The organism is Streptomyces sp. NPDC006430 (assembly GCF_040612395.1).
GTDB lineage: Bacteria > Actinomycetota > Actinomycetes > Streptomycetales > Streptomycetaceae > Streptomyces.
In genome coordinates this window covers 60,288-82,140 of record NZ_JBEXQA010000026.1, presented here as the reverse complement: position 1 = coordinate 82,140, position 21,853 = coordinate 60,288, and the positions used below count along the sequence as shown (strand labels likewise).

At 72.5% G+C, this 21,853-nt stretch carries 17 protein-coding genes; 7 read left to right on the top strand and 10 right to left on the bottom strand.

Features of this window, described 5'->3' with window-relative positions; all coding sequences use genetic code 11:
- The first annotated feature begins 114 nt into the window (after positions 1 to 114).
- On the top strand, positions 115 to 789 hold the full coding sequence (locus ABZZ20_RS28520) for a DUF2293 domain-containing protein (protein ID WP_356874379.1): 675 nt from the start codon (positions 115 to 117) through the stop codon (positions 787 to 789).
- Between the two features lie 10 nt (positions 790 to 799).
- Here ABZZ20_RS28520 and ABZZ20_RS28515 read toward each other — a convergent pair whose 3' ends face one another.
- Positions 800 to 1,525 carry a chaplin gene (locus ABZZ20_RS28515; RefSeq protein ID WP_356874377.1) on the bottom strand — a complete coding sequence of 242 codons (726 nt, stop codon included), beginning with the start codon at positions 1,523 to 1,525 and terminating at the stop codon, positions 800 to 802.
- A 126-nt stretch (positions 1,526 to 1,651) separates the two neighbouring features.
- On the opposite strand from ABZZ20_RS28515, the gene ABZZ20_RS28510 reads away from it, so the two are divergent.
- Complete coding sequence (locus tag ABZZ20_RS28510) at positions 1,652 to 2,200, top strand: hypothetical protein (RefSeq protein WP_356874375.1); 549 nt, start codon at positions 1,652 to 1,654, stop codon at positions 2,198 to 2,200.
- Here ABZZ20_RS28510 and ABZZ20_RS28505 read toward each other — a convergent pair.
- Together ABZZ20_RS28505 and ABZZ20_RS28500 are read right to left on the bottom strand one after the other, a co-directional pair.
- Complete coding sequence (locus tag ABZZ20_RS28505) at positions 2,181 to 3,386, bottom strand: SWIM zinc finger family protein (RefSeq protein ID WP_356874373.1); 1,206 nt, start codon at positions 3,384 to 3,386, stop codon at positions 2,181 to 2,183. The two genes, ABZZ20_RS28510 and ABZZ20_RS28505, sit on opposite strands and share 20 nt — an antisense overlap.
- Positions 3,383 to 6,241, bottom strand: a complete 2,859-nt coding sequence (locus ABZZ20_RS28500; RefSeq protein ID WP_356874371.1) for a DEAD/DEAH box helicase — start codon at positions 6,239 to 6,241, stop codon at positions 3,383 to 3,385. The genes ABZZ20_RS28505 and ABZZ20_RS28500 overlap by 4 nt, the downstream gene beginning before the upstream one ends.
- A gap of 167 nt (positions 6,242 to 6,408) precedes the next feature.
- Between ABZZ20_RS28500 and ABZZ20_RS28495 the strand changes: the two genes are divergently transcribed.
- Positions 6,409 to 6,672, top strand: coding sequence for a DUF6343 family protein (locus tag ABZZ20_RS28495; RefSeq protein WP_356874369.1), 264 nt, complete (start codon positions 6,409 to 6,411; stop codon positions 6,670 to 6,672).
- A 51-nt stretch (positions 6,673 to 6,723) separates the two neighbouring features.
- On the opposite strand, the gene ABZZ20_RS28490 is transcribed toward ABZZ20_RS28495, so the two are convergent.
- From ABZZ20_RS28490 to rpsA, 4 genes are all read right to left on the bottom strand, one after another.
- A complete protein-coding gene (locus tag ABZZ20_RS28490) occupies positions 6,724 to 7,104 on the bottom strand; it encodes a tetratricopeptide repeat protein (RefSeq protein WP_356874411.1) in 381 nt (126 codons plus the stop codon).
- A gap of 90 nt (positions 7,105 to 7,194) precedes the next feature.
- A complete protein-coding gene (coaE, locus tag ABZZ20_RS28485; protein ID WP_356874367.1) occupies positions 7,195 to 7,815 on the bottom strand; it encodes a dephospho-CoA kinase in 621 nt (206 codons plus the stop codon).
- 81 nt (positions 7,816 to 7,896) lie between these two features.
- A complete protein-coding gene (locus tag ABZZ20_RS28480) occupies positions 7,897 to 8,835 on the bottom strand; it encodes a PAC2 family protein (protein ID WP_356874409.1) in 939 nt (312 codons plus the stop codon).
- 265 nt (positions 8,836 to 9,100) lie between these two features.
- The gene (rpsA, locus tag ABZZ20_RS28475) at positions 9,101 to 10,609 is read right to left on the bottom strand and encodes a 30S ribosomal protein S1 (protein ID WP_030292147.1); all 1,509 of its coding nucleotides are present in this window, start codon (positions 10,607 to 10,609) and stop codon (positions 9,101 to 9,103) included.
- 344 nt (positions 10,610 to 10,953) lie between these two features.
- On the opposite strand from rpsA, the gene ABZZ20_RS28470 reads away from it, so the two are divergent.
- Together ABZZ20_RS28470 and hrpB are read left to right on the top strand one after the other, a co-directional pair.
- A complete protein-coding gene (locus ABZZ20_RS28470) occupies positions 10,954 to 11,802 on the top strand; it encodes a class I SAM-dependent methyltransferase (RefSeq protein ID WP_356874365.1) in 849 nt (282 codons plus the stop codon).
- 4 nt (positions 11,803 to 11,806) lie between these two features.
- Positions 11,807 to 14,440, top strand: coding sequence for an ATP-dependent helicase HrpB (hrpB, locus tag ABZZ20_RS28465; RefSeq protein WP_356874363.1), 2,634 nt, complete (start codon positions 11,807 to 11,809; stop codon positions 14,438 to 14,440).
- Here hrpB and ABZZ20_RS28460 read toward each other — a convergent pair.
- Positions 14,430 to 15,407, bottom strand: a complete 978-nt coding sequence (locus ABZZ20_RS28460) for a DUF3068 domain-containing protein (protein ID WP_356874361.1) — start codon at positions 15,405 to 15,407, stop codon at positions 14,430 to 14,432. The two genes, hrpB and ABZZ20_RS28460, sit on opposite strands and share 11 nt — an antisense overlap.
- A gap of 11 nt (positions 15,408 to 15,418) precedes the next feature.
- The gene (locus ABZZ20_RS28455; protein ID WP_356874359.1) at positions 15,419 to 15,562 is read right to left on the bottom strand and encodes an SPW_0924 family protein; all 144 of its coding nucleotides are present in this window, start codon (positions 15,560 to 15,562) and stop codon (positions 15,419 to 15,421) included.
- 239 nt (positions 15,563 to 15,801) lie between these two features.
- Here ABZZ20_RS28455 and ABZZ20_RS28450 point away from each other — a divergent pair, with 239 nt between their 5' ends.
- Positions 15,802 to 16,677: a DUF4184 family protein gene (locus tag ABZZ20_RS28450; protein WP_356874357.1), complete on the top strand. Its 876-nt coding sequence runs from the start codon at positions 15,802 to 15,804 to the stop codon at positions 16,675 to 16,677.
- Between the two features lie 27 nt (positions 16,678 to 16,704).
- Here ABZZ20_RS28450 and polA read toward each other — a convergent pair whose 3' ends face one another.
- The gene (gene polA, locus ABZZ20_RS28445; RefSeq protein WP_356874355.1) at positions 16,705 to 19,425 is read right to left on the bottom strand and encodes a DNA polymerase I; all 2,721 of its coding nucleotides are present in this window, start codon (positions 19,423 to 19,425) and stop codon (positions 16,705 to 16,707) included.
- A 132-nt stretch (positions 19,426 to 19,557) separates the two neighbouring features.
- Between polA and ABZZ20_RS28440 the strand changes: the two genes are divergently transcribed.
- On the top strand, positions 19,558 to 21,828 hold the full coding sequence (locus tag ABZZ20_RS28440; RefSeq protein WP_356874407.1) for an FdhF/YdeP family oxidoreductase: 2,271 nt from the start codon (positions 19,558 to 19,560) through the stop codon (positions 21,826 to 21,828).
- Positions 21,829 to 21,853 lie beyond the last annotated feature (25 nt).

Below are 21,853 nucleotides of genomic sequence, written 5' to 3'. Positions count from 1 at the left end.
GCCCCGTCGCCCCCACCGTAAGGGGACGACCGGACATCCAGGGAGAGGTGACCAAACCTCAAACGGCTTTTTTTACAAGGTGATAAGCGGACCGGACGGCGGTATCACATGGTCATGAGCCTCGTGGTGTTCGAGTCGCCGAAGCAGATCCACTGCGCGCAGTGCCGCCAGGGGCCACTGCGGCATCTCGTCCGCGAGGCCGGTGTGCCCCGCTGCCTGGACTGCGCCGACCTCGGGCACCTGGTCTACCTGGCGCGCGGGGATGCCGCGCTCACCCGCCGGGCTCGTGAGGCCAGTTCGCTCTCCGCCGTCGTCGTCCGCTTCAACAAACGGCGCCGTCGCTACGAGCGCCAGGGACTCCTCGTCGAGGATCCCGCCCTGGCCCGCGCGGAGCGCGCCTGCCTTGCGGACGCCGAGGCACGGGCCCGCCGCCGGGAGCGCGACCGGCAGCGTCGGGCGGCCGAGGACACCCGGTTCACTGCGGCCTTCGCCGAGGAGATCCTGCGACTATTCCCCGGGTGTCCGCCCGAGCGTGCGACGGCGATAGCCAGCCATGCCTCGGTGCGCGGCAGCGGCCGGGTGGGCCGGACCGCAGCCGGTCGGGCCCTGGACGAGCAGGCGGTGTCGGTGGCCGTGCGCGCGGCGGTCCGGCACGCCGACACCGAGTACGACGCCCTGCTGATGGCGGGCGTCCCGCGGTTCGCGGCCCGGGCCCGGCTGGCGCCGCGGATCGACGCGATCCTGGACGCCTGGCGCGCGGCTTCGCCCGCACCGGCCCCCGAGCCGTAGTCCTGGCGGACTACCGGAGACGGAAGCGGCGGTAGAGCAGCACCCCGCCCAGCAGCAGGGCTCCGCCGCCGGGCAGCAGGTAGCCGGCGCCGTCGGCCCCGGTGTGGGCGAGCGCGGGGCCGTGGTGCGGCGGCGCGGGCGGGGTGACGGGGAGAGCGACGGCAGGCGGGCGGACCGGCTGGGGCGGTTGGACCGGCTTGGGCGGCTGGACCGGCTGGAGCGGCTTGGGCGGCTTGGCTCCGCTGGGCACCTCGCCGTTGACGGAGGTGTTGCCGACGACGCTGTTGCCGACCCCGACGACGCTGACCGCGTTGCCGCTGACGTTGACCGGGACGTCGACCGGAAGCTGGATCCCGTTGCCGGACAACAGCCCGGCCGAATCTTTTCCGTGCCCCTCCGCACGCGCTCCCCCGCCGTTCACACCCGTCTGCCCGACCCCGGGGTTCGCCGGATGCGCGGATGCCGGCCTTAGACGCCCGTCGCCACCAACCGCGTTCGCACAGCGGTTCCCCGCAGCCGGATTGAGCAGGCCGACGACGCTCACGGTGTTGCCGCACACGTTCACCGGCGTGTGCACCGGCAGCTGCACCAGGTTCCCGGACAGCAGGCCCGGCGAACCTTCGGCCTTCCCGCCCGCGTCCGCGTCCGCGTAGGCGAAACCGCTGACACCGGCGACCGCCAGCCCACCTCCCGCAACCACCGCCGCGATCACGCCATTCCGACGACTGTGACGCATCAGTTTCCCTGCCTTCCGGAGGAGTTCACGGGTGCTGCACCCGCACGGGAAACAACGCGGTAAACCCATTCGGGTTATATCGCCGGTAGGCATTTCACTCCATCGTGTGCTGGGTAGTGCTACTCCATGACGGAACGCCCGCTGCTGCTCCTGGACGTGGACGGCCCCCTCAACCCCTTCCGGTCCCGTCTCGCCGGGCTGCGCGGATACACCAGTCACCGCATGCGTCCGGCGCTCTGGATGTCCCGTCAGCGCCCCGATGCGCGCGGTGTGCGGCGCGGCCTGCGGGTCCGGCTGCACCCCGGGCACGGTGCCCGCCTGCTGGCCCTGCCCTATGAACTCGCGTGGGCCACCACCTGGATGCACCAGGCCAACACATTGATCGCCCCGCACATCGGACTCCCCGGCGATCTCCCCGTCATCGAGTGGCCGGAACTCTTCGCCCGCGACCCGGACGGCCTCTCCTGGAAGACCCGTCCGCTCCTCGACTGGACCGCCGGCCGCCCCTTCGCCTGGGTCGACGACATGATCACCCCCCGCGACCGTGCCTGGATCGCGGCCCACCACCCGACCCCGGCCCTGCTCCTGCGCATCCACCCCCGCCGGGGCCTGCGCGACCGTGACTTCACCACCCTGACCCGCTGGGCGGCCCAGGTCAGTGGCGGAGCGCGGTGACCGGGTCCGCGCAAGGGGTGCCCGTGGGCCACCAGTCCTCGGTGTCCGGCCGGGTCTCGTAGGCGTACCAGAGCCCGTCGCGGCCCAGCCGGAGCTGGCGGGTGTCCGCCGTGAGGCGGTTGCGGTCGGGGCGGAAAGCACCGCAGGAAGCGGCGAGCAGGGCCGGGCGGGCCCGGTCGAACGGTCCCGCCGGCGGGTCCCACGGGTCTTCGAGGGCGGCCAACCCTGCCGGGCCGCCCTGGCGCCAGGCCGCAGCGGCCCGCGCCAGGTCGGTGGTGGTACGGCCGGTGGCACGGGCCAGGTCGCGGTAGAGCGTACGGGCCGCACCGGTCAGACCGGCCGTGTGGTGGGCGGAGGCCAGGCGGACGGAGTCCTGCCAGAGGGTGAGGCCGGCGATGGGGTCCTCGCCGGTGGTGAGCAGTGCGAGGGCGCGAACGGCGGCGTCCGTGGCGAGCTGGTCCAGGGCCAGCGGGTCCGGGGCGGCCGGATCGGCCGGATAGGCCGGCGGGAGGCCCACGGCGGCGGGGCCGGCCGACGGGGCCGGCAGCGGCGGCAGCGTGGTCCGGGCCAGCGCGGCACGCGCCGGGACCCCGGGGAAGTCCGGTGCGGCGTCGGGCTGTTCACGTGCGGCGTGGGCGGCATTGCGGCGGGTCAGCTCGTCGAGCAGCTCGCGCTCGCCACGGCCGCGCACCAGCAGCAGGACGAACGGGTCCTCGTCGAGGAGGCGGGCCGCCCGGTAGCAGAGGGCTGCGGCGTGCTTGCACGGCGGACGCGCGACGTCCGGGCACGAGCAGCGGGGGACGAGCTCGCCCGCACCGGGCAGGATCGTCTCCGCCAGGGACTGCGGGACCTCCCGCTCCAGCAGACGCGCCAGCGCCGTCGGGTCGGCCGCCACCGCCTCCAGGAGTTCGCTCCACTCGGCGTCCGTGAAGGCACTGAGCGCCAGCTCCGTCCGGTACGGGCGGGGCCGACTGCCCCGCACGTACGCCACGATCCTGCCCGGGGTGATCGTGACCGCGTCGACGTGGCCCTCGGCTGCGTACGCGCGGCCCCGAGCCAGACGGGCCGGGTCGCGGGAGGCTTCCTCAAGTGCCGACACCCAGGCCCGGCCCCACCAGCTGACGGCCTCCGCCCCCGCGGGCACGGTCTCGAAGGTGCGGCGGCGGTCGTCCCGCGCGGTGATCACGCGGGCCTCCGCAGGGAGACGAGGTCGGCCAGCTCGCGGTCGGTCAGCTCGGTCAGCGCCGACTCCCCCGAACCGAGTACGGCATCGGCCAGGGCCCGCTTCGCCTCCAACATCTCGGCTATCCGGTCCTCCACGGTGCCCTCGGCGATGATCCGGTGGACCTGGACGGGCTGGGTCTGGCCGATCCGGTAGGCGCGGTCGGTGGCCTGCTCCTCCACGGCCGGGTTCCACCAGCGGTCGAAGTGGACGACGTGGCCGGCCCGCGTGAGGTTCAGCCCCGTGCCCGCAGCCTTCAGGGAGAGCAGGAAGACCGGGACCTCACCGGACTGGAAACGGTCCACGAGCTGCTCCCGGCGCGCCACCGGCGTCCCTCCGTGCAGTAGCTGGTGGGAGATCCCCCGGCTCGACAGGTGTCGCTCGATGATCCGGGCCATCGTCACGTACTGGGTGAAGACCAGCACCGAGCCGCCCTCCGCGAGGATCGTGTCCAGCAGCTCGTCGAGCAGGGCCAGCTTGCCCGAACGGTGCGGGATCCGGGGTTCTTCCTCCTTCAGGTACTGCGCGGGGTGGTTGCAGATCTGCTTGAGCGAGGCCAGCAGCTTCATGATCATGCCGCGTCGCTCGATGCCCTCGCTCGCCTCGATCACGGCCATCGCCTCGTCCACCGCGGCCTGGTAGAGCGAGGCCTGTTCGCGGGTAAGCGAGACCGGGTGGTCGGTCTCGGTCTTCGGCGGCAGCTCGGGGGCGATCCCGGGATCGGACTTCTTGCGCCGCAGCAGGAACGGCCGTACGAGCGCGGCCAGTCGGGCGACCGCCGCCTCGTTGCCCCCGTCCTCCTCCGTCTGGTGCTCCACTGGGCGGGCGTGCCGGGCCCGGAAGGCCGTCAACGGGCCCAGTAGCCCCGGCGTGGTCCAGTCGAGCAGGGCCCACAGCTCGGAGAGGTTGTTCTCCACCGGAGTACCGGTCAGGGCCACCCGGGCCGGCGCCGGAATCGTGCGCAGCGCCTTAGCGGTCGCCGAGTGCGGGTTCTTCACGTGCTGGGCCTCGTCGGCGACGACCATGCCCCAGGGCTGTTCGGCCAGGCGCGACGCGCTCGCGCGCATCGTCCCGTACGTGGTGAGCACGAATCCCCCGCCCAGCCCGTCCAGGGTGCGGGTGCCGCCGTGGAAGCGGCGCACCGGTACTCCGGGCGCGAACCTTTCGATCTCCCGCTGCCAGTTGCCCAGCAGCGACGCGGGGCACACGACGAGCGTCGGCTCGGGGCGGTCCCGGTGCAGGTGGAGTGCGATCAGGGTGACCGTCTTGCCGAGACCCATGTCGTCGGCGAGGCAGCCGCCGAGGCCGAGCGAGGTCATCAGGTCGAGCCAGGCCAGACCGCGGGCCTGGTAGTCGCGCAGGGTGGCCTTCAGCCCGACGGGCTGCGGCAACGGCGCCAGCTCGCCGGTCAGCCGTTCCCGCAGGGCGGCCAGCGCACCCACCGGGACCGCCGCCACCGGCTCCCCGTCGACCTCGGCCGTCCCCGTCAGTACGGTGGCCAGCGCATCCACCGGGTCGAGCAGCCCCAATTGCCGCTTGCGCGCCTTGCGCACCAGCTCGGGATCGACCCGTACCCACTGGTCGCGCAGCCGCACCACGGGCCGGTGGGCCTGCGCGAGCGCATCCATCTCCCCCAGGGTGAGCCGGTCGCCGCCCAACGCGAGTTCCCAGGAGAAGGCGAAGAGGTGTCCGGCATCGAAGAAGGCCGTGCCGTCGGTGGCGGAACCGGGCGCGGTGGACCGTACGACCGCGGTCGCGGACAGCGTACGGGCCAGTTCGCGCGGCCAGTGGACCAGGACCCCGGCAGCGGCCAGCCGGGGGGCGGCCGTGCCCAACAGGTCTTCGAGCTCCGGGTCGGACAGGGCGAGGACGTCGGGAACCGGCTGGTCCAGCAGGCGCAGCAGCGGCGGCCAGGTCCGGGCGGCCCGACGCAGGGCCAGCACGGCGTCGACCCGGGCGCGCGGCCCGAAACCGGCGGCGGCGGCACCGGCCCACAGCAGTCCGGCGTCGGTGATGAGGGTGGGGTCGGCGAGGCTGTGCACCTGAACGACGGCGGCGCCCGCACGCCGAACCTCCACCCGCTCCGCCTCGTCCGCCCCGTCCGTCTCCTCCGCCGCGTCGAAGAGGTGGAAGGAGGATAGGTCGAGCCGCAGCGAGATCCCGACACCGGTATCGGCGCCGGCCGCGACCTGCGCGGCCCAGTCCTGTATCCCGGGCACCCGCTGCGGCTCCTGGGCGGCGAAGGGCCGCCCGGCGGCCACGGGCGCGGCCGGAGTGCGGGGCAGGCTGTCGGCGACGGCATCGAGGAACGCCCGGACCAGGGCCTCCGGTTCGGGCAGCTGGAGCGGGCGCCGGCCGGCCAGCGGCGTGGCGTACCCCTCGTACGGGAGCGCGGCGGCCACCGCGCGGAGGTGGCTGACGTCCTCGGCGTCGAGCGGACCGGCGCGCCAGGCGTCGACGCCTTCGGGGGTGAGTCCGGGCAGCAGTCGGCCGCGGGCGACGAGCGCCAGCGCGTGGAGCGCGGCGGTGCCCCAGGCCCGGGTGGCGGGGTGCGTGACGGCGCTCCGCGGGGCCCGGGCGAGCAGCGGCAGGGCGGTGGTGACGGAGAGGGTCAGGGCGGGAACGGTGCGGGTGCGGACGCCCTGTCCGTGCGGGCGCACGACGGTGAGCGGAGCCGGCGTCCCTGCCGGGATCTCGGGGAGGGGATCGCCCTCGGGGGACCAGAAGGCGATGCGGGCCTCGCGGGGCACGGGGGCGGGGAGGAAGACGGCGGGGTGGCGGAGGAGGGCGTGCGGGGCGGCGTACGCGTGCGCTGTCACGGCGGCCCCCTTCCCCACTGCGCTCCGGCCAGACGGATCTCGTCTGCCGTCGAGTTTAGGCGGGTGCACCGACAATGGCCGCTGAGCTGCACGAACGACGACCGTGCAGCGCCTGGGCCCATGACGTCCGGCCCTGCTGGTGGGACCATGGACGTGAGGCGATGGTCATGCGTTCCGGAAACGAGCCGGTGACAGCCCGCAGCCCGCTGCGGCTTCGGTTCTGGCTGAGTCTGTGGGGGTTGGTGTGGGCCGCTGCCGGGACGGCCGCGTTCTTCCTGGTGGGCCGCCCCGGGTGGGCGGTCGCCTGCGCGGTGGTCGCGGTCCTCGCGATCGTCGATCTGTTCGTGGTGCTGCACCACATCCACCAGGGCCCGCACTACCAGCCCGGCCCGGACGTCCCCCCGTACGAGCCCCCGACTCACGGAGGCTAGTGCCGTACCGGCGGGGCGAGCGCGGGGCGGGGCCCAGCCCTCGCGTAGGGCTCAGTCCTCGAAGCGGGCCGCCGCCAGGTAGTCCGGCTGGGGGTCCAGGGCGGCGGCGAGGCGGAAGTGCCTACGCGCCTGCTCGGGCCGGCCGGAGCGCTCGTGGGTGCGGGCCAGCGCGAAGTGCGCGAAGGCGTTGTCCGGCTCCCGTTCCAGCACCAGTTCGAACTCCAGCGCTGCCGGACGCAGTTGGGCGGCAGCGAAGAAGGCCCGGGCGCGCAGCAGCCGGGCCGCCGTGTTCTCCGGGTGTGCGGCTATGACCGAGTCGAGCAGCTTCACGGCGCCGCGCGGGTCGCGCGCGGCCAGCAGCTGTTCGGCGGCCCGGTAGTCGATGACGTGCGTCTCCGGGGACGGCCCGGACGGCGAAGGCTGCGGCGGCACGGACTGCGGCGTGGTGTCGGACACGGTCTGTTCCTTCCCTCTGTTCACGCATTCAACGCCCCGCACCGTGGCCGCTATTTCGTGTGCACGTCAGCCCTCGCCGGCCCCGGTGGCCGCTTCCACGCGTTCCTTGAGCTCCGCCCACACCTTGCGCACCTGCGGCTCCAGCGCCTCCAGCGGGCCGTCGTTGTCGATCACGAGCGTGGCCACCGCCAGCCGCTGCTCCCGGGTGGCCTGCGCGGCCATCCGGGCCCGCGCTTCCTCCTCGCTCATGCCGCGCAGGGCGGTCAGCCGGGCCAGCTGCGTCCCCGGGGCGGCGTCCACGACGACCACCAGGTCGTACAGCGGTGCCAGGCCGTTCTCCGCGAGCAGCGGTACGTCGTGCACCACGATCGCGTCGGGCCCTGCGGCGGCCTCCAGCTCTGCCGACCGGGCCCCGACCAGCGGGTGCACGATCGCGTTGAGGGTCTGCAGCTTCGCCGGGTCGGCGAACACGATCGACCCCAGCTTCGGCCGGTCCAGCGCTCCCTCGGCGGTCAGTACGGACTCTCCGAAGGCCGCGACGACGGCGGCGAGCCCGGGCGTACCGGGTTCCACGACCTCCCGCGCGATGCGGTCGGCGTCCACGACGACCGCCCCGTACCCCGCCAGCAGCCGCGAGACCTCGCTCTTGCCGGCACCGATTCCGCCTGTCAGGCCCACCTTCAACATGCCCAGCAGACTAGACCCCGCGCCCCGGCCCGCGTACGGCCCCCCGGCCACCTGCCCGTGCCCCCCGGCCGTGGGTGCCCGTCAGCCCTCGCCCTCGCGTTCCGCCAGGAACTTCTCGAACTCGCGGCCGATCTCGTCCGCCGACGGGATCTCCTGCGGCTCGGCGATCATGTTGCCCCGCGACTCGGCTCCGGCCGCGGCGTCGTACTGGTGCTCAAGGCCCTGCACCAGCGTGACCAGTTCCTCGTCTCCTTCGCGGATCTGCCGGTCGATCTCCGTCTGGGTACGGTGGGCCTCGGTGCGCAGGGAGTGCGCCACCGCGGGCAGGACCAGCCCGGTCGCGGCGGTGATGGCCTCCAGCACCGTCAGCGCGGCGTCCGGGTACGGGGAGCGCGCGACGTAGTGCGGTACGTGCGCGGCGACGCCCAACACGTCGTGCCCGGCCTGGCCGAGGCGGAACTCGACGAGCGATTCCGCGCTGCCCGGCACCTGCGCCTCGTCGAACGGGCTGCGGTGGCCCGGCATGAGGTCGGTCCGGTTGCCGTGCGGGGTGATCCCGACGGGCCGGGTGTGCGGGACGCCCATGGGGATGCCGTGGAAGTTGACCGAGAGCCGGACCCCGAGGCGTTCGACGATCTGCCGGACGGCGACGGCGAAGCGCTCCCACTCCACGTCCGGCTCGGGGCCGGCCAGCAGCAGGAACGGTGCGCCGGTGGCGTCCTGTACGAGGTGCAGCTCCAGCCGGGGTTCTTCGAACTCGGTCCAGTGGTCGCGCTGGAAGGTCAGCAGCGGGCGCCGGGCGCGGTAGTCGACCAGCCGGTCCGCGTCGAACCGGGCCACGACCTGGTGGGGCAGGGTGTCGAGGAGCCGCTCGACGATCTGCTCCCCGGCCTCGCCCGCGTCGATGTACCCCTCGAAGTGGTAGAGCATGACCAGCCCGGCCGAGTCCTGGGCGAGCGCCAGGTCCGCCACCGCCAGGCCCTTGGCGTCCCATTCGTACAAACCCCGCGGATCAAGCACCGTCACCACTCCTCCTCGCCGTCTTCCCTGCCAAGAACGTCCAAGGCGGCTGCACCATTCCCCAGTTGGCCCCTTTCACAGGAACGCAACACGAACCGGGCACGATCCCGGCAGGGGGCGACTCCGACCGCCGACCGCCGGCGGCCAAAGGTCCGGGGGCCAGGGGGCCGGGTGCCGGGGTCCGGGAACAGCAGTGAGGCCCGCCCCCGGAGGGGACGGGCCTCACCTTTCAGCTCAGCTCACACCGTGGTGCGATGCGCTGCGATCAGCTCTGGCCGCCGGCCAGCTTCTCGCGGAGCGCGGCCAGGGCCTCGTCGGAGGCCAGGGCGCCCGAGGTCTCGTCCGACTCCGAGGAGTACGAACCGCCCGAGATGCCCGCACCGGCGTTGCCACCGGCGGCCGGGGCGGCAGCGCCCTCGGCAGCAGCGGCCTCGTCGGCCTCGCGGCTCTTGATGACCTGCGCCTGGTGCTGCTCGAAGCGGACCTGCGCCTCGGCGTACTGGCGCTCCCAGGTCTCGCGCTGGGTCTCGTAGCCCTCGAGCCAGTCGTTGGTCTCGGGGTCGAAGCCCTCGGGGTAGATGTAGTTGCCCTGGTCGTCGTAGGACGCGGCCATGCCGTACAGGGTCGGGTCGAACTCGACCGACGCCGGGTCGGCACCGAAGGACTCGTTGGCCTGCTTCAGCGACAGCGAGATCCGGCGACGCTCAAGGTCGATGTCGATGACCTTGACGAAGATCTCGTCGTTGACCTGGACGACCTGCTCCGGGATCTCCACGTGGCGCTCGGCCAGCTCGGAGATGTGGACCAGGCCCTCGATGCCCTCGTCCACGCGGACGAACGCACCGAACGGAACCAGCTTGGTGACCTTACCCGGGACGACCTGACCGATCTGGTGGGTCCGGGCGAACTGCTGCCACGGGTCCTCCTGCGTCGCCTTCAGCGACAGGGAGACGCGCTCGCGGTCCATGTCCACGTCGAGGACCTCGACGGTGACTTCCTGACCGACCTCGACGACCTCGGACGGGTGGTCGATGTGCTTCCAGGACAGCTCGGAGACGTGGACGAGACCGTCGACGCCACCCAGGTCCACGAAGGCACCGAAGTTGACGATCGAGGAAACGACGCCGGAGCGGACCTGACCCTTCTGCAGGGTGGTGAGGAACGTCTGGCGAACCTCGGACTGGGTCTGCTCCAGCCAGGCGCGGCGGGACAGGACCACGTTGTTGCGGTTCTTGTCCAGCTCGATGATCTTCGCCTCGAGCTCCTTGCCCACGTAGGGCTGGAGGTCGCGGACGCGACGCATCTCGACGAGGGAGGCCGGCAGGAAGCCACGAAGGCCGATGTCGAGGATGAGACCACCCTTGACGACCTCGATGACGGTACCGGTGACGATGCCGTCTTCTTCCTTGATCTTCTCGATCGTGCCCCAGGCACGCTCGTACTGAGCGCGCTTCTTGGACAGGATCAGACGGCCTTCCTTGTCCTCCTTCTGGAGAACCAGGGCCTCGATCTCGTCGCCGACCTTGACGACCTCGTTCGGGTCGACGTCGTGCTTGATCGAGAGCTCACGGCTCGGGATCACGCCTTCGGTCTTGTAACCGATGTCGAGCAGGACCTCGTCCCGGTCGACCTTCACGATGACGCCGTCGACGATGTCGCCGTCGTTGAAGTACTTGATCGTCTCGTCGATCGCGGCGAGGAAGGCTTCCTCGTTACCGATGTCGTTGACCGCTACCTGCGGAGTGGTAGAGGTGGTCTCGGTGCTGCTCGTCATGTGGGAAAGGGCTCCGGTTACGGACAGAAAGTCGTAGGTACTGCTACGCCGGGAGCCCTTATCGGCATCTGCCGAAGAAGCCGGACAGCCAAGGAAGCCCATACCCCGCGCAAGCGGATCGGGCCTCGAAAACCGAGGGGACATCAACAGATGCAAGCGCAGCCTGCTAGGTCTGAGGAGCACAGGCTCGCAGCGCAACTTGTAGCATACGGGGGCAGCCGGACAGGGTCAATGCGCGAAGGCGCACAGCCCGGGCGGATCACCGCACAACCGGCACAATTCATGGGCGGGCAGGTGCCGATGGCCCTTCCCGTCTTCTTCCGCAGACTACGACGACAGGCCCCATGAACCAAGAGGACTACGCCCCCGAAGAACCGTACGGAGCCGACGGCGGCGCCGGCGAGGACGCCGAGGCCACCCGGCGTGACGCCGACGATGCGGAGAGCAGTCGGGCGAGCCGCGGCTGGTGGGACCGCAACGCCGACGAGTACCAGAGCGAGCACGGTGCGTTCCTCGGCGACGACCGCTTCGTGTGGGGGCCCGAAGGCCTGGACGAGGCGGAGGCCGCCCTGCTGGGTCCGGCCCCCTCCCTCCAGGGCAAGGACGTCCTGGAGATCGGCGCGGGCGCCGCGCAGTGCTCGCGCTGGCTCGCCGCCCAGGGTGCCCGCCCGGTGGCCCTGGACCTCTCCCACCGCCAGCTCCAGCACGCCCTGCGCATCGGCGACGACGTCCCGCTGGTGGAGGCCGACGCGGGCCGGCTCCCCTTCCGCGACGGCTCCTTCGACCTGGCCTGCTCCGCGTACGGGGCCGTCCCCTTCGTCGCCGACCCGGTCAACGTCATGCGCGAGGTGCACCGCGTCCTGCGTCCCGGCGGGCGCTGGGTCTTCTCCGTCACCCACCCCGTCCGCTGGGCCTTCCCCGACGAGCCGGGCCCCGAGGGGCTGTCCGTCGCCGCCTCCTACTTCGACCGGACCCCGTACGTGGAGCAGGACGAGCAGGGCCGCGCGGTGTACGTCGAGCACCACCGCACCATCGGCGACCGGGTCCGCGACGTGGTGGCCGGCGGGTTCCGGCTGATCGACCTGGTCGAGCCCGAGTGGCCCGAGTGGAACAGCCAGGAGTGGGGCGGCTGGTCCCCGCTGCGCGGCAACCTGATCCCCGGCACCGCGATCTTCGTGTGCGAGAGGGACTGATCCCTTGATCCGCCAGGCCGCCCTCGACTCCCTTCCCGTACGGCAGGCCGTGCCGGCGCTCCTGTCGGCGCTGGACGCCCACGGCACCGCCGTGCTCTGCGCCCCGCCCGGCACCGGCAAGACCACGCTGGTGCCGCTGGTCCTGGCCGGGCTGGTGGGCGGCGGGCCGCGGCGCCGCGTCGTCGTCGCCGAACCCCGGCGGATCGCGGCCCGGGCGGCGGCGCGCCGGATGGCGTGGCTGCTGGGCGAGCGGAGCGCGATGGAGGGTTCCCCGGCCGAAGGCTGCGGGAAGGTCGGCGGCTCGGTGGGCTTCACGGTGCGCGGGGAGCGGGTGGCGGGGCCGGCCACCGTGGTCGAGGTGGTGACCACCGGCGTGCTGTTGCAGCGCCTCCAGCGGGACCAGGAGCTGAGCGGGGTCGACGTGGTGGTCCTGGACGAGTGCCACGAGCGGCACCTGGACGCCGACACCGTCGCCGCCTTCCTCCTGGACGTACGGGAAACCCTGCGCCCGGAGCTGCGGATCGTGGCGGCTTCGGCGACGACCGACGCCGCCGGCTGGGCCCGGCTGCTGGGCGGCGCGCCGGTGGTCGAGGCCGCGGGGGTCTCGTACGCGGTGGAGACGGTCTGGGCCCCTCCGGCCCGGCCGGTGCGCCCACCGCACGGGATGCGGGTCGACCCGGCGCAGCTGACGCACGTGGCCTCGGTGGTGCGGCGGGCCCTGGCGGAACGCTCCGGCGACGTGCTGTGCTTCCTGCCCGGCGTCGGCGAGATCGCCCGGGTAGCGGGGCAGCTCGGCGGAGTGGACGCGGAGGTCCTCCAGGTCCACGGCCGGGCCCCGGCCGCGGTCCAGGACGCGGCGCTGACGGCCGCCGACCACCGCCGGGTGATCCTCTCCACCGCCGTGGCGGAGTCGAGCCTGACCGTGCCCGGGGTGCGGGTGGTCGTGGACAGCGGGCTGGCCCGCGAGCCCCGGGTGGACCATGCCCGGGGGCTGGGCGCGCTGGCGACCGTACGGGCGTCCCGCGCGGCCGGGCGCCAGCGGGCGGGCCGGGCCGGCCGCGAGGCACCCGGGACGGTGTACCGCTGCTGGGCCGAGGCCGAGGACGGCCGGCTGCCCGCCTTCCCCTCCCCGGAGATACGCATCGCGGACCTGACGCAGTTCGCGCTCCAGGCCGCGTGCTGGGGCGACCCGGACGCCTCGGGCCTGGCACTGCTGGACCCGCCGCCGGCGGGGGCGATGGCGGCGGCGCGCGAGGTGCTGGTGGCGGTGGGCGCGGTGGACCGCACCGGCCGACCCACACCGCGCGGCCTGCGGATGGCACGGCTCGGCCTGCATCCGCGGCTGGCGCGGGCACTGCTGGACGGAGCGCGGACGCTGGGGGTGCGGCGGGCCGCGGAGGTGGTGGCGCTGCTGAGCGAAGAACCCCCGCGGGAGTACGGGGACGACCTGGCCGCGGCCTGGCGGCGGGCCCGCGCGGGCGGCGACGGCTACGCGACGCGCTGGCGCGCGGAGGCCGAACGGCTCAGGCGCGCCGCCCACGCCCCTGCGGAGCCCGCCCGCACCTCTGCGGACACGGAACCCTCTCCCCGCGCTGCGGAGCCCTCCCCCGCGCCGCCCCCACCCGGAACCGGGGTCGCGCCCCGAACCCCGTCGGGGGACGATGCCGCCGCCGGGCTGGTCGCCGCGCTCGCGTTTCCGGAGCGGGTGGCGAAGGCCAGGGCCGAGGGCGCGTTCCTGATGGCCAACGGCACCGGGGCCGAGCTCGGCGAAGGGTCGCGGCTGCGCAGCGCGCCCTGGCTGGCCGTCGCCGTCGCCGACCGGGCCCCGCACTCCGCCTCCGCACGGGTCCGGCTGGCGGCCGTCATCGACGAGGACACCACCCGGGCCGCCGCTGGGCACCTGCTCGGCACGGTCGAAGAGGTGCACTGGGAAGCCGGGGACCTGGTCGCCCGTGCGGCGGACCGGCTCGGGGCGATCGAGCTGGCCTCGCGACCCCTGCGCGATCCCGACCCGGAGGCCGTCCGGGCCGCCCTGCTCGACGGCCTGCGCTCCGACGGCCTCGGCCTGCTGCGCTGGTCCGCGGACGCGCGGGGACTGCGGGACCGGCTCGGCTTCCTGCACCGCACGCTCGGCGCGCCCTGGCCCGACGTGGCGGATGACCGGGCCTTGCTGGAACGCGCCGACGATTGGCTGGAGCCGGAGCTGTCCCGGGCCCGGCGTCGGGCCGATCTCGGGCGGATCGACGCCGGGCAGGCGCTGAACCGGTTGCTGCCCTGGGCCACCGGCGAGGCCGCACGCCTCGACGAACTGGCCCCGGAGCGGTTGGAGGTGCCCAGCGGTTCCCGGATCCGGCTCGACTATTGCGCCGAGCACGGGCAGCCGGTGCTGGCCGTGAAGCTCCAGGAGCTGTTCGGGCTGGCCGAGTCCCCGAAGGTGGCCGGGGTGCCCGTACTGGTGCACCTGCTGTCCCCGGCCGGGCGACCCGCCGCGGTGACCGCCGACCTGGCCTCGTTCTGGCAGAGCGGCTACCGGGCCGTGCGCGCCGAACTGCGCGGTCGCTACCCCAAGCACCCGTGGCCGCAGGACCCGGCGACCGCCGAGCCCACCCGGCACACCAACGCCCGCCTCAGGAGGTGAGCCGTTGCGCCGCCCGGCCGCGGCGGCTCCGGGCCTCCAGCCACAGCGCCAGCCCGAACAGGACGAGTGCGCCGGTCGCGAGCCCGTTCGGGGCGTAGGTGTGCAGGGCGAGGACCTTCGTACGGTTCGACTTGACCAGGTCGACGGTGTACTTGCCGTAGTCCTCGCGCATCCTGACGTGCCCGGCGAAGACGGTGAGCCTGCCGTCGGGGGCGCCGGCCGCGATGCCGCCGCGCATCTCCTGCTCGATGATCTGCTCGGCGTTGACGGGCGCCCCGGTGACCGGATCGACCCAGAACATCGCCTTGACCTGGTACCAGAGGCTGGTGCCGGTCGTCTGCTCGAACGTCGCCGGGTCGATGCCCTCGATCGGCATCTTCTTCGGCAGGGAGACCTTCGTCCAGGGCACGGACTGTTCGTAGTAGTAGACGTCCATCCCCTTGTACCTGCGCGGGCCCACGTAGTGGACGGGCGAGGCCGTGCGGGTCTGCGCGTCGAAGTAGAGGTAGTCGCGGGGCTCGGTGAAGAACGGCCACTTGAACTCGATGCCCTCGCGCTTGACCGGGTCCCCGTCCACCATCTCGCCGGTGGCGTGCACCGGGTCCTGGGTGTGGGCGTCGAAGATGTAGCGCTCGGGTATCTGGGAGACCATCTTGCCGTCCGGGCCCGTGATGTAGGACAGCGTGTCCCAGACGACGACGTCCTTGCCGGCGCTCGCCTCGATCTCCTTCGAGGCCTCCACGTTGCCCTTCAGGGTCTGGATGATCGTGACCTTGTCGACCTTCTTCGGTTCCATGCCGGCGGTGTAGTCGAGGAGGGTCGCGTCCTTCGCCTCCAGGACCACCTCCTGGTACTGGTTGGGCGGGATCTTGGCGAGCCGGGGGTACGCGTACCAGCGCAGCAGCGGTGCGAGGGCTGCGCAGAACACCGCCAGGGCGAGGAGGACGAGGCTCGCTCTGCGTCGCATGGCCGGCCTCCTCAGTCCTGTCCGGGCGCAGCGGGCGCGGTGGTGAGCAGCGGCTTGGGCGAGGTCTTGCCTTCCGGCACCCCGAACGCCGTGATGGCGAACACGAGGGCCAGCGCGGCGGCAAGGCCGAGGGCGGCGGCGACGAATGCGCGCATGCCGGGCTCCGGAATCTGATGGGACGTCAGGTCGGTGCACCGTAGCAACGCGCGGGCGAGATGAGAACCGTCCGAGCAGTGGGTCCCGTCCGCCTGGACGTCGGCCTGACCCCGCGCCAACTCCCTTCCCCTGAACGGATCGCCGTCCGGACCGCACGGCTTCTCCGCCTCCCGCGCAGCTCACGCATACTGTCCGGACCGTTCGGGGCGCACTGGCCCGGAAGTAAGGAAGAGGTGCCATGCCGTTCACCCTCAGCCATGCGGCTGCCGTCCTGCCGGCCGTCCGCCGGGCCGGCCGCGCACGCGGGCCGCTGGTCGCGTCGGCGCTCGTCCTCGGATCGTTCGCGCCCGACACGTTCTACTTCGCGGACGCCGTCGTCTCGGGCGTCATGCCGTACGGCGCGTTCACGCACTCGCTGCCGGGGGTGTTCACCGCGGACGCGGTGCTGACCGCCGTCCTCGCGGCGTGCTGGCTGCTGCTGCGCGAACCGCTGATCGCGCTCCTGCCGCGCCACCGGCAGGGCCGGGTCCACACGTTCGTGCGCGGCGAGCGGTGGCGGGGCGGAGGCCGCCGACTGCCTTCGCTCGCGCTCTGGTTCTACCTCTCGGCGGTCGTCGGCTCGCTGACGCACGTGGTGTGGGACAGCTTCACGCACCTGGACCGGTGGGGGACGAACGCGCTGCCCGCGCTCGGGAAGCCGCTCGCCTTCGGCCTTCCCCTCTATTCGTTCCTCCAGTACGGCTCTTCGGCGGTCGCGGCCTGCGCCCTGGTCTGGTTCACGGTGACGGCCCTGCGCCGGCTGCCCGACTGCGCCGCCCCCCTGTCCGTGCCGGTGCTCGGCCGTGCGGAGATCCTTTACGCGGTCGCCCTGGTCACGGTGTGCGTGGCGGCCGGGGTGACGATGCGCGTGCTCCGCTTCTTCACGTTCTTCGACAGGATCCGTACGCCGCTCGACATCATCCCGACCGTCTGCTTCGGCGCGGGCGGCGGCCTCGCCGTGGCCCTGCTGCTGTACGGGGCCCTCGTACGGCTCCTGCACCGGCGCGAGCGGTCCCGCACGGACGAGGAGACGCGCACGGACGAGGAGACGCGCACGCCCGTCCCCCTCGCTTAGCGGGGACGGGCGTGCGGTGAGCGGCGCTCAGTGCGCGGCGGACTCCCAGTCGGCGCCGACACCCACGGAGACGTCCAGCGGGGCGCGGAGCTCGACGGCGGCGCCCATCTCGCGGCGCACCAGCTCCTCGACCTGCTTCCGCTCGCCCGGGGCGATCTCCAGCACGATTTCGTCGTGTACCTGGAGCAGCATCCGCGACTTCAGTCCGGCCCCGGTGATCGCCCGGTCCACGCGCAGCATCGCGACCTTGACGATATCGGCGGCGGTGCCCTGGATCGGGGCGTTCAGCGCCATCCGCTCGGCGGCCTCGCGACGCTGGCGGTTATCGCTGTTGAGGTCGGGCAGGTACCGGCGGCGGCCGAAGATCGTCGCCGTGTAGCCCGTGGCCCGGGCCTCGTCCACCACGCGGCCCAGGTACTCCCGGACCCCGCCGAACCGCTCGAAGAAGGTATCCATCAGGCCGCGCGCCTCGGCGGGCTCGATGTTCAGCTGCTGGGCGAGACCGAAAGCCGAGAGCCCGTACGCGAGCCCGTACGACATCGCCTTGATCTTGCGCCGCATCTCGGGGTCGACCGCGGAGCGCTCCACCCCGAAAACCTGGGAGGCGACGGTGGTGTGCAGGTCCTCGCCGGACAGGAACGCCTCGATCAGGCCCTCGTCCTCGGACAGGTGGGCCATGACGCGCAGCTCGATCTGGCTGTAGTCGGCGGTCATGAGGGACTCGAAGCCCTCGCCGACGACGAACCCGCGACGGATGGCCCGACCCTCATCGGTGCGCACCGGCACGTTCTGCAGGTTGGGGTCGGTGGAGGAGAGCCGTCCGGTCGCGGCGACGGTCTGACTGAAGTTGGTGTGCACGCGGCCGTCGGCGGCGATCGTCTTGACCAGGCCCTCGACGGTGACGCGCAGCTTGGCCTGCTCCCGGTGGCGGAGCATGATCACCGGCAGTTCGTGGTCGGTCTGGGTGGCCAGCCAGGCCAGCGCGTCCGCGTCCGTGGTGTAGCCGGTCTTGGTCTTCTTGGTCTTCGGCAGGTCCAGCTCGCCGAAGAACACCTCCTGGAGCTGCTTGGGCGAGCCGAGGTTGAACTCGTGCCCGACGGCCGCGTGCGCCTCCTTCACCGCCTGCTGCACCGCCCCGGCGAACTGCTGCTCCATCGCCTCCAGGTGGTCGCGGTCGGCGGCGATGCCGGACCGCTCCATCCGGGCCAGCAGCTCGGAGGTGGGCAGCTCCATGTCGTGGAGCAGTTCGACGGCGCCCACCTCGACGAGCTTGCCGGTGAAGGCGTCGCCCAGGTCGAGGACGGCGCGGGCCTGCGCCATCAGGGCCTCCGCCTCGGCGGTCTCGTCGGCGCCGAAGGCCAGCTGGCCGTCCGCCGCGGCGGGCTGCAGCTCCCGGTGCAGGTACTCCATGGACAGCACGTCCAGGGCGAAGGAACGACGGCCCGGCTTGACCAGGTAGGCGGCCAGCGCGGTGTCCATGGTGACGCCGGCCAACGCCCAGCCGTGCTCGGGGAAGACCCTCATCAGACCCTTGGCGTTGTGCACCACCTTGGGCTTCGTCACATCGGCGGCCCAGGCCGCGAAGGCCTGCTCGTCGGCCGCGTCCAGTGCGGACGGATCGAACCAGGCGGCGGCCCCGCCGGCCGCGGCCAGCGCGATCTCGCTGACGTTGCCCTGGCCCAGCGCCCAGCTGTCCACGGTGGAGATGCCGAGGGGCCCGCCCCCGTGGGCCTCCAGCCACGGTGCGAGCTCGCCCGCAGCCAGCACGCTCGCGTCCAGCTCCACACCGGCGACCGGAACCAGGACCTCTTCCTCGGCCGCACCCGGGTCCACCGCCAGCAGCCGCTCGCGCAGCGAGGCATTGCGGATCTCCAGCACGTCCAGCACGCCGGTGACGGCGCTCCGGTCGTACGCGGAGCGGGCCAGGTCGGCCGGCGTCTTGGGCAGCTCGACGTCCTTGACCATCTCGGTCAGGACCCGGTTGAGCTTCACGGCCTCCAGGTGGTCGCGGAAGTTCTGCCCGACCTTGCCCTTGACCTCATCGGCCCGCTCCACGAGCTCCGCGAACGACCCGAACTGGGTGATCCACTTGGCGGCGGTCTTCTCTCCGACGCCGGGAATGCCGGGCAGGTTGTCGGACGGGTCGCCGCGCAGCGCCGCGAAGTCCGGATACTGCTGCGGGGTGAGACCGTACTTCTCCTCGACCTTGTCCGGGGTGAAGCGGGTCAGCTCCGAGACGCCCTTGGTCGGGTACAGCACAGTGGTGTGCTCGGAGACCAGCTGGAAGGAGTCCCGGTCGCCGGTGACGATCAGCACCTCGAAACCGAGGGCCTCCGCCTGCGTCGCCAGCGTCGCGATCACGTCATCGGCCTCGAAGCCCTCGACCGCGAACCGCGGCACGTTCATCGCGTCGAGGAGCTCGCCGATCAGCTCGACCTGCCCCTTGAACTCGTCGGGGGTCTTCGAGCGGTTCGCCTTGTACTCGGGGAACTCCGTCGAGCGCCACGTCTTGCGCGAGACGTCGAACGCCACCGCGAAATGCGTGGGCGCCTCGTCGCGCAGCGTGTTCGCCAGCATCGACGCGAAGCCGTAGATGGCGTTCGTCGGCTGTCCGGTCGCGGTCGTGAAGTTCTCCGCGGGCAACGCGAAGAACGCCCGGTACGCCAGGGAGTGCCCGTCCATGAGCATCAGGCGGGGGCGGTCCGCTGCGGTCGTCTGGTCGGTCTTCTGCGATGCGTTCTCTGCCACGCCCCCGATCCTAGGCGGCCCCGCTGACAATTCCGGCGTCGGCGATATCCGCAGGGCGTGACAGGATCGAAGTCGTACGCCCACACCCGCAGCGCCGCCGCTGCGATGCTCGACTGCTCGAAGGGGAGCGACATGGCCACCAAGCCGCCCGCAGGTGATCCCGTACAGGACGCGCCGCAGGTCGCGCCCCCCCAGCACGCCGCCGCCGGCCTGCCCGCGATCGGGCACACCCTGAAGATCGCCCAGCAGCAGATGGGGCTGACCCGTACCGCCCGCACCCTGCTCAAGGTCAACCAGAAGGACGGCTTCGACTGCCCCGGCTGCGCCTGGCCGGAGGGCGACAAGCGGCACACCGCCGAGTTCTGCGAGAACGGCGCCAAGGCCGTCGCCGAGGAGGCCACGCTGCGCCGGGTCACCCCCGACTTCTTCGCCGCCCACCCCCTGGTCGACCTCGCCGGCCGCTCCGGCTACTGGCTGGGCCAGCAGGGCCGCATCACCGAGCCCATGTACCTGCCGGAGGGCGCAGACCGGTACGAGGCGGTTCCCTGGGAGCGGGCCTTCGAGATCATCGCGGAGGAGCTGACCGCCCTCGACTCCCCCGACGAGGCCCTCTTCTACACCTCCGGCCGCACGAGCAACGAAGCGGCGTTCCTGTTCCAGCTGTTCGCCCGCGAGTTCGGCACCAACAACCTGCCCGACTGCTCCAACATGTGCCACGAGTCCTCGGGCTCCGCACTGAACGAGACCATCGGCATCGGCAAGGGCAGCGTCTCCCTGGAAGACCTCCACCACGCCGACCTGATCATCGTGGCCGGCCAGAACCCGGGCACCAACCACCCGCGCATGCTCTCCGCCCTGGAGAAGGCCAAGTCCACCGGCGCCAAGATCATCTCGGTGAACCCGCTGCCCGAAGCCGGCCTGGAACGCTTCAAGAACCCGCAGACCCCGCTCGGCATGCTCAAGGGCACCGCGCTGAACGACCTCTTCCTCCAGATCCGCATCGGCGGCGACCAGGCCCTCTTCCGCCTCCTCAACAAGCTGGTCCTGGAAGCGGACGGCGCCACCGACGAGGAGTTCATCCGCGAACACACCCACGGGTACGAGGAGTTCGCGGCCACCGCCAAGGAAGCCGACTGGGCCGACACCCTCACCGCCACCGGCCTGACCCGGCCCGAGATCGAACGCGCCCTGGCCATGATCCTGGCCTCGCAGCGCACCATCGTCTGCTGGGCCATGGGCCTCACCCAGCACAAGCACTCCGTCGCCACCATCCGCGAGGTCGTCAACCTCCTGCTGCTGCGCGGCAACATCGGGCGCCCCGGCGCCGGCGTCTGCCCCGTCCGAGGCCACTCCAACGTCCAGGGCGACCGCACCATGGGCATCTTCGAACGCCCCGCACCCGCCTTCCTCGACGCCCTCGACAAGGAATTCGGCATCACCTCGCCGCGCGGGCACGGCTACGACGTGGTCCGCTCCATCCAAGCCCTGCGCGACGGCAAGGCCAAGGTCCTCTTCGCGATGGGCGGCAACTTCGTCGGCGCCACCCCCGACACCGAGGTCACCGAGGCCGCGATCCGCCGCGCCTCCCTGACCGTGCACGTCTCCACCAAGCTCAACCGCTCCCACACGGTCACCGGCCGGCGCGCCCTGATCCTGCCCACCCTCGGCCGCACCGACAAGGACGTACAGGCGAGCGGCAAGCAGTTCGTCACCGTCGAGGACTCCATGGGCATGGTCCACGCCTCCCGCGGCAACCTCACCCCCGCCTCCCCGCACCTGCTCTCCGAGCCCGCGATCGTGGCCCGCATGGCGCGTGCGGTCCTCGGCCGGGCCTCCAGCACCCCGTGGGAGGAGTTCGAGAGGGACTACGCGACCATCCGCGACCGGATCTCCCGCGTCATCCCCGGCTTCGAGGACTTCAACGCCCGCGCGGCCCGCCCCGAGGGGTTCCGCCTCCCGCACGCCCCGCGCGACGAGCGCCGCTTCCCCACCACGACCGGCAAGGCCAACTTCACCGCCGCGCCTGTGGAATACCCGAAGGTCCCCGAGGGCCGCCTGCTCCTGCAGACCCTGCGCAGCCACGACCAGTACAACACCACCATCTACGGCCTCGACGACCGTTACCGCGGGATCACCGGCGGGCGCCGCGTCGTCATGGTCAACCCGCAGGACGCGGCGGAGCTGGGCCTGGCCGACGGCTCGTACACGGACCTGGTCAGCGAGTGGAGGGACGGGGTCGAGCGACGCGCGCCGGGCTTCCGCGTCGTGCACTACCCGACCGCCCGCGGCTGCGCGGCCGCCTACTACCCCGAGACCAACGTCCTGGTCCCGCTCGACTCCACCGCGGACACCAGCAACACCCCTGCGAGCAAGTCCGTCGTCGTCCGCTTCGAACCGGCCTGATAGAACGACCTCAGGACAATATGGT